The following is a 12,221-nucleotide window of genomic DNA, read 5'->3' as shown; positions in this document are numbered from 1 at the left end:
GCTGGTCTGCATGGATCTGGAGGTGTCGGCCGCGCTCACGATTCCCTCGTCGGAGCTCGCCTGGCGGTTCTCGCGTTCATCCGGGCCAGGCGGGCAACACGTCAACACCTCGGACAGCCGCGTTGAGCTCTCCTGGAACGTTCAAGAGTCCACCGCCCTTAACGACGGCCAACGGCTGATGCTGCTCACGCGTCTCGGCCGACGAATCACCGCCGGGGTGATCACCGTGACCGCCTCCGAGCGGCGCTCCCAACTGCGCAACCGCGAGATTGCACTCGCCAAGCTCGCAGACCTCCTGGCAGAGGGTCTTACGCCGGAAGCTGCCCGCCGCCGAGCAACCAAACCTACCCGCGGCTCCAACCGCCGGCGCCTCGCCGCCAAGGAACAACGGGCGGCCACGAAACGGCAACGACAACGACCGTCCGCCGAGTAGCACCGTCCGCTCGACCCCGCGGATCGTACCCCCGGCGATGGTCACCCGCCCGAGCGAGTCATTGCTAAGGTTGCGGGTCCGCCTCGCACGGAAATATTCCGTCAGACAACAAAGAACGACCAAGGCGGCACGCTGCGCCTTTCAAATCGTCGAACAGCCCGATTGGTTTCAAGATATGCGTCACGAAGGCAAGCGTCCCGCACAGAACGGCCACGCCAAAGACAAAGTAGCTCATCCCCGACTCGCGCTTTGAGGACCGCCTATTTTTCGCGTTCGTTGTTCCTGATCGCACCTCGGCCTGCCATACGGATAGTCCATCCATTCGCCCGGAACGCCATCACCGGCCAAAGCCTGCGTTCCGCGCTTGACCGAATGACAATCAGCCGGGAAACGGGAGCCGTTCAGGACTGTACGGCGTCAGCCGGATCAACTGGGTTACCGGCACTGCGGCAAGAAAGACCGGCAAGACAGCAAGCTCTCCAAGCAGGTAACCACAGCTCATTTGCTAAGAGGCCGTTAAGCGCGTTGCCTCAGCCTCAGGACCAGTCATCCATTCCGGCCCGTACGAGGAGGAGCGCGGACTTTCAAAGAAATCAGCCAACGCCGCCTCAACGGGGGCTGGGTCGTGAACCAACCGCAAAGGCATAAGACCCTTTGTTTTCCCCATTTGAATCTCTACAGACTCGTCGGAGACCTGGCCCGGCCGCACCATTACCGCCCATGACCCTTCATCCGCAGCATTGGCGCTCCGATGACACACAAGCCCCAGCCCAACACCACCGGCAACTTCAAAACGTGCGGCGCCATGCTCGACGAACAGACGCCCCCGTTTCTTCCCGTCCAAAGCATGCAACGCCTCACCGGCCGCGCGCCGGGCTTCCGCCAGTGTGCCGAATCCCTGCCCATCCACTGTCCAGGGCGCCGCCGGCTTTACGGTGCGGTTTTTAGAAGCACGCCCCCAAGCGACTCCCACATACGTTCCCGCGAGGAAGCCGCCAAACCACGCATACCCAGCCGCGCCCAAGGCGAACCAGACCACCACGAACAATATGAGAACGATGGAGCCCATCCACGGCCGGGGCACACCGAACCGCAAAAACAAGGCACCCACGGCCAGTCCCGCCAGTAAGACGCTGATCTCCAGCACCAGCTGCTCATTTGGCACAAAGACCATCACCGAGATCGTGGCCAGCAATACCACCCCGCTGAAGATCAGCGAGCCTTTCCAAGGACGCCGACGACTTTCTGCCACAATTACCAACTTTCTTGAGCCTCCTTCGTTACCAGCCGAGACGGCCTTGAAAGAGGTCCCCACCAAATCCGACGGCGGCACCCGCGGTGCCACCATTCCACAATCCTGCAGTATTCGTCTGCTGCGGGTTGAAAATGCCGCTCATAGTTCGTGGAGCAAAGTACGGCATCTGCTTCAGCGTGTCCACACCGTGCTGGCTGAGGACGGGAATCCGCCCCGGGGGCAGAGCGGAAGCGCCCGCAGCAATCCCGCTCGATATACCGGAGGCACCGGCGCCAAACAGCCCCGTTATACCAGCCTTCGCGGGATCAACCGGGTCCCCTGAAACCATGTTTTCCAGCATGGAACCCACCCCTGCACCGACGCCGCTAATGGCGGCAGTTCCGACCTTGGCACCCAGCCCGCTCGCCGAAAACGACATACCCCTCGCGAGCGTTCCACCGGCTGGCCCGGCCAAGCCGCCGACGGCCCCGGCAAAGCCACCACCGGCAACCTTGCCAGCGAAGTCCCAACCGTTATTGATTTGCCCGCCATTCTGAACCATGTAGCTCGCCCCACTTGCACCGGCTCCGAGGACACCGTTGGCACCGCCGCTTACACCCAACGCGGCAGCGGCCTGGCCTGCCGGGGCGCCGGCAAGGATGGTCCTGGTCCACATGGCTGCGCCGCCGCCCGCCGCACCAGTGGCCGCGCCTACTGCCGTGTTACCGAGGACTGACCACCAGTCGACAGAACCGTTCTGCGCTTTTTGGGAGTAGGCCGTGAGGCCGCCCGAAGTCAAAGCCCCGGCGATAGCTCCTGCCGCAATAAGGTTGAGCCCGGGGACGAACAGCGCCGCAACGCCGCCCGCCACGGCAAGTCCCGCGACAACATATTCCCAGTGGCTCCCGGCGGACTGGTCGTAGGCCTTGAGTTCGTCGTCGGTGAGTGGGCGTAGGCCGGTGGGGTCTGAGGCGTTAAGTGGGTTATTGCCGGCATAGGAGTACGGGTTCCCGTCCCAACCCGCGCCAAGGACAGGAGCCAAAGGATCGGTCGAGAGGAAACCACGGCTGGCCGGGTCGTACGCCCGGGCGCCGAGCCACTCAAGCCCCGCGATATCCACACCGCCGTTACCGGTAAGCGTGACCCCGGCGGGCAGCACAGCTCCGCGCCCGGCACCAGCACTCGCCGTGATGCCAGGGCTGGGGTCTGGGACTGTCGTGGTACCGATGACGGCCCAGGGGTCGGTGTCGTCGGTGGGGCGGGCGGCGCGCCAGCCCGGTACCGTCCACGCATCCCCGATCCCGGTGACACCGCCGGGCAACGAAAGGACCTGTCCGCCGCTGATGCCGGCCAGGGCGGGGATGGGGTTGGCGGTGTCCCACCACAGCTCCGCGCCGTCGACGGCGGCGAGTTCGCCGAGGGCGTCGACCCACAGTCCGTGCCGGGAGACAGCAGCGCCGTCGGGGGTGCGGTCGGAGGTGCCGCTGAGGTGCCCGGTGGGGCCCCAGGCGTACTCGGTCCAGGACCCGTCGGGGCGGATGAGCCGGGTGCGGCGGCCCAGCCCGTCGTGGACGTACTCTGTCCGGGACCCGTCCGTATCGGTGACGGCGTGAAGCTGCCCCCCGGCGTCGTACTCAAAGGCCCGTGACCCGCCCGGCGTGCTTTCGCGCACGAGCCGCCCGCCGGTGTCGTACACCCACCCGGAAACGGAAGCCGGCGCCGAACTATCCAGGCCCCGGGTCCGGGTGGTGGCGGCCGAAACCATTTGCCCTGCTCCGTCGTACCCGTAGCGGGTCACGGCACCGGACCGGGTCAGGCCCGTGATCCTGCCATCCTGGTCCCGGCCGATCAGGGTGACATCGGCTGCTGCCGGGTTCGTGGTGTCCGTGCGGGTGTGTTCGGCGAGGGCGCCGTTGCGGTAGGTCCATTCCTGGACCAGGTCCCCCGCCGTGGCGGCGGTGACCCGCCCCAAAGCGTCGTAAGCGAAGACTGCCTCCCCCAATTGGGGGTTGCTGGCGGCGGTGACCCGGCCCGCGGCGTCGCGCCGATAGGTGGTGGTGGTTCCGTTGGCGTCGGTGAAGGCGGTGCGGTGCCCGTCGGCGTCGTAGGCCCAGGACAGGCCCTTGTTCCCGCGGGTGCGGGAGGTCAGCAGCCCGCGCCGGTCAAACCCGAGTTCGTGTTCGACCGCCAGCCCGTCACCGGCGGTGTGGTCGGTGATGACCACGGACCGGCGGGCCGGGTCACGCTCGATCCCGGCGAGCAGCTTCCCGTCGAACGACGTGGAGGATTCGCGGCCGGCCTGGTCGTAGGTCCAGGTGGTGGTGTGCCCGTCCGGGTCGGTCTGGGACAGCTGCCGCCCGGCGGGGTCGTAGGTGGCGGTGGTGACCCGTCCGAGCGGGTCGGTCACCGACTTCACCTGGTCCGTGGCGGTGTAGGTGCGTGTGGTCACCCCGCCCATGGGGTCGGTGATGCGGATCAGGCGGCCGCGGACGTCGTACTCGAACCGGGTCCGCCCGCCCACGCCGTTGACCGTCTCGGTCAGTTCCCCGGCGAGGTTGTATTTGAACCGGCGGGTGCCGTACCAGGTGTCCTGGGAGAAGGTCAGCCGCCCTGCCTTGTCGTAGCCGTACCGGGACACGCCCTGCCCCGGGGCACGGTGCAGCACGAGCCGCCCGCAGGGGTCGTATTCGAACGTCTCGACCTCGCCGGTGGGCAGCGTCCGGGCAATGACACGCTGGTCTGCGTCGTACGCCAGCTCGGTGACCGCCCCGGCCGGGTCCGTGGTCCGCCAGGGCCGCCCGCACCCGTCATACTCATACCGGGTGACCGCGCCCGACGGGGAGGTGACCGAGGTGATCTTCCCGGCCACGTCCCGGCCCAGGACCGTCAGCCCGCCCTCACCGTCGACAAGCTCCACCGGGTTCCCCGCCGCATCGTAGGAGACCAGCTCCGCGGACCCGTCCACCCCCTGTACCCGCGTGGGCCGCCCGTACTCATCGAAACTGTAGGTCGCGGACGCGAACGCGCCCGTCAGGGTCGCCGTCCCGGCCCTGCGGTCCGACGCGGCCTCCGTGCGGACCCCGGTCGGATCAACGAGAGCGGTCAACGCACCGACCGTGTCGTACTCCCGCACCCAGTCACGCCCGGCAGGGTCCGTGATGCCGACCAGCCGGGAGAGCGTGTCGTGGTCGAAACCCCACCGGGCACCGTCCGGCAGCACCGCGGCGGTGACATTGCCGAGCTCGTCGAAGACCCGCTCAATACCGCGGCCCAGCGGGTCGACGGTCCGGACCAGTTCACCATTGGCGGCATACTCCAGTTCGGTCCGTCCGCCGTCCGGGGCAACGACGGCAGTGGTCCGCCCCGCGTGGTCGTGCTCGAAGGCCCAGACGGCGCCGTCCGGGTCCTCACGCCGCACCAGCAGCCCGGCCGCGTCATAGCCGAACCGGGTCTCGGCCCCGGACGGGCTGACCGCCGCAACCGGACGGCCCGCATCATCCCGGACAATCCGCGCGGTATCGCCTGCCGCGTTCCGGGTCGCGACCAGGTCCCCGAACCCGTCATATTCGAAGTCGACAGCCAAACCGGCCGGGTCCGTGACCCGGGCCAGCAGCCCGTTCCGCCACTGAAGCCCGGTGAGCCCGCCCAGCGGGTCCCGGATCACCGAAGGGTCCCGGGACACGTCGTCGGGATACTCGTAGGAGACGACCGCCCCGGCCGCCGTCACCACGGTGGTGATGCGGTCCTGCCCGTCCCAGCCATAGCTCAGATCCGCGCCCTCCGGGGTGACGGTCCGGACCCTCCGGCCCCGCCCGTCATAAGCGTGCACCGTGACCGCCCCGTCACGCTCGGTGAAGGACACCAAATTGCCGTGCGCGTCATACGCCATCGACTGGCGCAGATCATGACTGTCCAGCACGCCGACCAGGCGCCCCTTCGCATCGGCGATCCACGAGTTGGACCGGGTGCCGTCCTCATCGGACACCACCGTCACCCGGCCCGGCAGGTACGCGAACCTGGTCCGCCGCCCATGCTGGGTCACCTGCAGGACCACCCTGCCGTGTTCGTCGTAGCTGTTCTCCGCCTCAACAACACCCGCAGCCGAGACCACAGCGTCAACCAGGCCCTGCCCGTTCCACCGGTACGTCCGCTCACCCAGGTCCGTCGCCACCCGCGTGAGCCTGCCGGCCTCGTCATAGCCGTACTCCACCCGGCGCCCGTCCGAGGCCCTGACCACCGCCACCCGGCCGTCCACGTACCCGACCTCGAGGAAGCGGCCCCGCACATGCTCCAGCCTCGTCACCGGGCCCGCGCTGCCGCCGCCGGCCGCCCCGTCCCGGACCACGGACACCTGTTTTTCCCGGACCACGGACACCGCCCGGCCCGGCCCCGACCCGGCACCCAGCCACACCCCCGCAACGGTGTAGGCCCACCACGCGCCCTGGTTGTCCCGGACCACCAGCACCTCGGATGCGCCCACCGGCAGGGAGCCCAGCTCCGCAAGACCTGCCGAGGTCACCGGTTCCCGGGCCAGCCAATAGTTTTCACCCACGCCGCGGCCCCAGCCGTCCCCCTCACGGGGGAAGTCCACCGCCCGGCCGTCGGCCATCACCCACCGCACGCCCTCATCCGAGACCGAAAGGTACTGGTCCAGGACCGAGGCCCACCCCGGACCAAACACACCCGGCGCTTCCAAACCCGACGCCAGGGAGTTATACATCCGCGACAGCACCAGGTTCGAGGCGGCCCCGGCGAACCCCAGATCCGTTTCCGGCTCGATGAAGTTGCCCGTGGCAGTGTTGACCGGGTCATTGGCGTACCCGCTGGTCGGCAGTGCCCCCGCCGCCGTCGGCGGATCAATCACCAGCCCGGACCTGCCGGCGCTGACCCCGGCCGCGGCCAGAGCCTCGCTAACAGCCGCGTCCGAGAGGGTGGAAACATTTCCCTCGCCCCCGGCCGCGGCGAACGCGTCAGCGACAGTCACCGCCCACCGTGCATCATTCTCGTTGGCCCGCAGGTACTCCCGGTAAGCGGCGATCACTCCCGACGCTTCAATCCGTCCCCAATAGCAGCCGGACTCAAACGAGGACAGCTGCCCCTCCAGGGTCCCCGGGGCCGAAGACAATCCCTCATCGAGGCCGCGGGAATTCGCCGCGAAAGACCGCAGGTTCGCAGGACGCGCCGAGGACGTCCCGCCCCCGTACCCGCCGCCAGGCGGCGGGGTGTCCCGGGACCCGGTGCTGGCATGGGCCGGGGCGAACGTCGGAGCATTTCCCGGCTGGGCGTTCGGCCGCTCTTCCTCACCGAAGAGCCAATCACCGGCCTGCTCGAACCAGTTACGGTCGTTATGCTCCCGGACCCACTCGTTGTTCCGCTGCCGGCGGGCGTCCTCTTCATGCCCGGCTTCAATCATCTTCCCGACATACCCGGCCACCGTCCGCAACGCCGCCACCAGCGCGTCCGCATCATATTTGGCCGTGGTGGCGTTAGCCGCGAAAAGCTCCGAGAAGTGCCCCCGAAAGTCCTCCTTCGCCGCGGAGACAAACGACACCCGTGAACCCGCATGCTCCTCAAGCCTCGACGCGGCCGACTCAAACGCCGACCTCACCGCCCCGGCCACGGCATAGTCAAACCGCCCGCCATCAGAAGCATCCGAATCCGGCAACAACGGCACCTCAACGAACCCGGTCACAACCAAAGCCCCCCAAAAGAACAAAACTGAAACAACAAGACCACACCCGGCAACGGCCGGGTAACCGCCCACTCCCCCAAGTGGCGCGCCTACCCGGCCCTCACACAAGAAAAATAAAACTCAGGCGCCGCCGCCGGCGGAGAAGATGTCCTGCGAAATCTTCTGCAGCTGCCCCCGCAACTGCTCCAACTCCTCCTTGGCCTTATCCAAGGCAGCCTTCGTTTCCGGCCACGTCGAACCACGGAACTGCGCAGCCAGGGGACCATCCCAAACATTCGGATCCGACAAAACCCTGCCCTGCGCATCCAGCGCCGAGATCTGATCCGTGAAACCACCGTTAATGATCGACTGCACCTGCCCAATCGCAGCCTTCGCTTGCTCAGTAGACAACACACGCGACATAAAAATTCCTCCCCAGAAACTGACACCAAAACACCGCCGAACACAGAACCGCCGACGACCGGACGAAGCCGAGGCTACCAACTCCGGATGAATAAATCCAACAAAAAGACAAACCATCATGGCTGGGCGTGACAGCCGGGCCGTGCAGGCGACCGCCATCCATCTTAATTAGTCCAATCGTGAGCGCAAACCACGTATCATGCTGAAGGCACAGTGGACAGAAGAGGGACGAGCATGCCCAAACGCAGTAAAACCTACCAGCACACCCCGGGAAGACAGGTCGCGACGGGCCGTGCGCTGGGCGCCGTCCTTGTCAGCCTGGGGATGGTCGCGACGGCGTCGTGCACCCCGCCTCCCGCGCCGGAGCCGGTCTCCAACCCCGTCAAGCTACTGCAGAGCGTGCGCGTGGGCCTGTCCCCGGCCGCCGGGATCCAGTCAATAGACGGCACCACTATCTCGGTGTCAGCGGCCGGCGACTCCTCCGCACAGGACACAAAGTACGACACCGCCCAGGTGGTGGGTGAACTGCCGGTACGGGTAAGCCTGCAGTACCGCGCCGGCGAGAAGTCCGGTTCCGACCTCACGGAACTGCAGGGCCACACCGGGCCAGTCGAGATTGACCTCACACTGGAAAACCTCACGGTCAGGCCCCGGGTCATTGAATATGACGCAGCCGGGCAGGCCCGCTCAGACACCGCCCTGGTGGGCGCCCCGTTGACGATTGCGGCATCCACACAACTCGACGGCGTACGGGCCGACGACGTCACCCCGGGTTCCGCTGACGGCGGCACGGGAACCAACGGCGTCCTCAGCAGCACCGGGGACGGTGCCACGGTGATCCAGTGGGCCACCGTGCTGGCTCCCCCGCGTTCCGGTGCCAGTACCACGCTGCGCCTGGCGGCCGACGTCAAGGACTTCCAGGTTCCCGAATTCGACGTGGCGGTCCAGCCAGGCCTCAACACCGACCTCAGCGCGGATGGCGTCCTGGCCAGCGCGTTCTCCTCTGGCACAGGATCCGAAATGGAGCTCCAACGCCGCACCATCTCGCTGGTGTCGGACGTCAACACCGTACTGACCAAGGCCGGGTCCACGATCACCGATGTCCGGCGGAACCTGCAGGCAACCTCCCAGACCCTGGGAGTCAAAACCGCCAGCGAACTGCGGGACAACTCCCAGACCCTGGCATCGACCATGTCGGACCTGAAGGAACAGCTGAAGGCCCTGGGCACCGACCTGGAAGCCGCTACAAAGGCTACGCAGTCCACCACCATGTCCCAGCTGGAGCTCACCGTCTCCGCCGTGGACGCCATGCTGGGCGATACGTCGGCCACTCCCCCGGCCGTCCCCATCGATGGCGAGGGCTGCGCAGCCGAGGTGCCAAAGTCCGCGAAAGCAGCCACGGTCTTTTCCAGCGTCCAGACCATGGCCGCGCAACTGGACGCCTACGCGAAGGTGAGCGCCGGCTGCCGGGACGCCGTGGCAGGCGCCATTAAGGCCACCATGGGACCCGAGGAACCCACTGCGGAGGAGTGCGCCGAGCAGGGGTCGATGACGTGCTCCCTTTACGGCTCCGCTGTGACGGTCACCGGAGCACTGCTCGGCCTGGTCAAGAAGGGCGACGAGCTCGTGGCGGGCCTGCAGCCGGAAATGGTCGAAAGCGCTATCAAGGACCATGAGGCCTCCGCCGGCACGCTGGAGAAGGTGCGCGCCGATTTGGCTGCGGCCCTTGCCGGCGCCGAGACCACCGAGGACTACAAGACTGCCCTCGCACACGTGGACGAAGCGATCAAATCCGCGCGGACCTCCGTTGCCGCAACACGGGACGCGGCCGCAGCGGTCCGCAGCGGAATCGATGGCCTGCGGCAAAAGCTGATCGACATCAGGAAAACTGCACAGGGGGCCCGGGGCGAGGTGGGTGACGGCTCGCTGCTGAACGGCTCCATGACGCAGCAAACCCAGCGGCTCGCCGACGAGCTGTGCAGGATGGCCGACGGTGTCGACCCTCGCGAAGGCCGACTCTCCATCGGGCAAGCTGAGCGGCTGCGCTCCTACTTGACGTCCGCTCCGTGCGAGCCCACCGACGAAACCGGAAACCCGGCGCAGGCGCTGAACCCACCGCTGGGGTTCAAGGACCCGCTGGACACCCGGCTGGAGTCCCAGGCGGCCGCCTGGGACTCGGTCCTGGCGGCCACCGACACCGCCGCCCCGGACGAGGCGATCGGCCAGGCGTTCACCGCCCTAGGGACGACGATCGACGACATCGATGCCAGGCTCGACGCGATCAGCAAAGCTGTGAAGTCCCTCGACGGAGCCGCAACGGGCGACGTCAACAGCACCAAGAGCGGACTTGAGGCCCTGGCCAAAACCCTCGGCGAGGCGCTCGACTCCTCCGGCCGGGTCGGCTCGTCGCTGGCGAAGCTGAAGGTGCAGCAGGACGGACTGGGCGACAAGATCAAGCAGTCCCTCAGCGAAGTTTCGGCCGAGACAGCCGAAGAGGTCTACAAGACCGTGGACGAGCAGGTGCGCCAGGTCGCCGAGATCGGCGACGCAGGCTCCGACGCCGTGATCACGGCCTTCAACCGCTCCATCTCCGGGTTGAAATCCACCTCGGACGAGGTGGTGAAGGACGCCGAGGGCACGGTGAACAAGCAGCGGGACGAGCTGCTCGAGCAGCGCGATGCGCTGGCTGCATCGCTGGCCAAGAGCACGCAGTCCTCGCTGGCGAACATCGCCTCCAGCACATCCGGCTCGACCCGTGACGTCGAGGGCGCCAGCGCCCTCCTGTCCTCAAGCCTCAACAAAGTGATGCTCGACCTGGGCGACCGCACGGTCAACGGTTCCGGCCTGCTCGGGTCCATGGCCACCAGCGCGGCAAAGGCCGACACCGCTGACTATCAGCTGGCGCTGGCCGCGCAAAACGCTGAGGGCTATGCCAACATCCGCTCCCGGGACGTGGCGGGGCTGCTGCTGCGCCAGGCGCAGTTCAAGGCCTCACTCACCGCGGTCGACGAACTGCCACCGTTCCACCTCGAGGTGCCGGCCGGCGCCACGTCGCAGACCCTGTACGCACTGAAGATCGGCAGCGGCGCATGAGCACACGCACCAGGCTCGTTACCCTGATAGCCGCGGGTGTTGCGGTCGTCCTCGCGGCCGCCATCGCCCTGACCGTGACGCTGGGCCGCCCCAAGGTGGCTCCGCAGCCCGACCCGGTCGCCGCGACGGTTCCAGTTGCGCTGAAGGCCGAGGGCCTGCCAAAGGACTTCTCCATCGGCGTCGTGCTGACGCTGGGCCAGTCCGGCGAGCCCGGCTCCGAGTACAGCCGCGCGGCTCAGGGCACTATTGTCGCCGCACGGCGCTTCGTCCAGGGAGGCACCGCCGTCGCCCTGCGGGCCCAGAACGACCGCGGCACGGAGGAAGGCGCGCGCGCCGCCGTCCGTGCACTGTCCGAGCAGGGAGTGTCCGGCGTCGTCGTGGCCAGCACGGGCCCCCAGGCCCGGGCAGCCGCGAAGACCGCCGAGGAGCTCAGCCTCCCGGCAATCCTTCCCTACGCCGACCCGTCGGACCCCGCCCAGTCCACATGGACCACACGCCCTTCGGCTGCGTCCGTCGAAGCTGCCCTCCGGACCGCGCTGAACGGGAAGAACCGGGTGCTCCTCGTTAGTGACGGCGGACAGGTCCCTGCGTCGGTCCAGATCCCGCAGGCCCTCAACCTGGGGGACTTCGAGGACGTGATGGGCCTGGCCCAGGAGGCCGCCATCCGAACCGGTGACCAGCTCCGCCCGCCCGCCGAGGACGCGCCCGAAGGCACCGAGCCCACAAAGGTCGCAGAGCCCGCGGATGCCGTGGTGGTCTCGGCCGGCACCCCCCAGCGTCTGGCCCGGCTGGTCCAGGCCCTGCAGTCGCGCGACGTATCCGTTCCCCTGGTCTCTTCGGACGGGGCCACATCCCCGGCCTTCGCCTCCGCACTGGCAGGGCTCGACGGTACCGCCTCCGGCCAGCTGGTCAGCGTTGCGGCGGCAGGCGGAGACGCCGCGGCACTCCAGCAGGACGCCCAAGGCCGCGGAATGTCCGCGTTCCTCTCCGCCGTACGCCTTGCAGCGGGCGACGCGGAGGTCAAAAACCTGACGGGCGATGCCCCGTTCTCGGCTGACGCGTGGGCGGCGGACGCACCCAGCCATGACGCCGTCGTCGCCCTCGTCAGGGCTGCCGCCTTGGCGGGGAGCAACGATCCCTCGAAAGTCAGCGCGGCGTTGCGCACCATGTCAGTTGGCCCTGGCGAGGGCTTGGCCGGTCCGTCGCTGGACTTCTCCCGCACCGGGGCGTTGACCGCGGAGGCCATCCCGCTCTTCGCTTCCTCCCAGGATCTTGGCCTGCGCCCGGCGGACGAAAACGCTCCGCGGCTCGTTTGGGTACCGGCTCCCGCGAGCTCCTGACCTCCCCACCCAGGCCCGTCCCCGAGG

General features: G+C 67.8%; 6 protein-coding genes. 3 read left to right on the top strand and 3 right to left on the bottom strand.

From position 1 onward, the window contains the following. The first annotated feature begins 10 nt into the window (after positions 1–10). Positions 11–433 (top strand): alternative ribosome rescue aminoacyl-tRNA hydrolase ArfB, encoded by a 423-nt coding sequence (gene arfB / locus ABRP34_RS01890; RefSeq protein ID WP_353712044.1) that lies wholly within the window; start codon positions 11–13, stop codon positions 431–433. 505 nt (positions 434–938) lie between these two features. Here arfB and ABRP34_RS01885 read toward each other — a convergent pair. The 3 genes from ABRP34_RS01885 to ABRP34_RS01875 all read right to left on the bottom strand — a co-directional run bounded on the left by ABRP34_RS01885 (position 939) and on the right by ABRP34_RS01875 (position 7,761). Beyond that, entirely contained in the window at positions 939–1,685 is a 747-nt protein-coding gene (locus ABRP34_RS01885; protein ID WP_353712043.1) for a hypothetical protein, read from the bottom strand. A gap of 28 nt (positions 1,686–1,713) precedes the next feature. Further along, the gene (locus tag ABRP34_RS01880) at positions 1,714–7,218 is read right to left on the bottom strand and encodes a DUF6531 domain-containing protein (RefSeq protein ID WP_353712042.1); all 5,505 of its coding nucleotides are present in this window, start codon (positions 7,216–7,218) and stop codon (positions 1,714–1,716) included. Between the two features lie 261 nt (positions 7,219–7,479). Next, positions 7,480–7,761 carry a hypothetical protein gene (locus tag ABRP34_RS01875; RefSeq protein WP_003803594.1) on the bottom strand — a complete coding sequence of 94 codons (282 nt, stop codon included), beginning with the start codon at positions 7,759–7,761 and terminating at the stop codon, positions 7,480–7,482. 234 nt (positions 7,762–7,995) lie between these two features. On the opposite strand from ABRP34_RS01875, the gene ABRP34_RS01870 reads away from it, so the two are divergent. Beyond that, the gene (locus ABRP34_RS01870; RefSeq protein ID WP_353712041.1) at positions 7,996–10,854 is read left to right on the top strand and encodes a hypothetical protein; all 2,859 of its coding nucleotides are present in this window, start codon (positions 7,996–7,998) and stop codon (positions 10,852–10,854) included. Then, positions 10,851–12,194 carry a hypothetical protein gene (locus tag ABRP34_RS01865; protein WP_353712040.1) on the top strand — a complete coding sequence of 448 codons (1,344 nt, stop codon included), beginning with the start codon at positions 10,851–10,853 and terminating at the stop codon, positions 12,192–12,194. The genes ABRP34_RS01870 and ABRP34_RS01865 overlap by 4 nt, the downstream gene beginning before the upstream one ends. Positions 12,195–12,221 lie beyond the last annotated feature (27 nt).

Origin of the sequence: Arthrobacter sp. K5 (assembly GCF_040448525.1) — a bacterium.
Classification (GTDB): domain Bacteria; phylum Actinomycetota; class Actinomycetes; order Actinomycetales; family Micrococcaceae; genus Arthrobacter; species Arthrobacter globiformis.
Note: the sequence above shows the minus strand (reverse complement) of the source record. Positions and strands in the feature narration are given on the sequence as shown.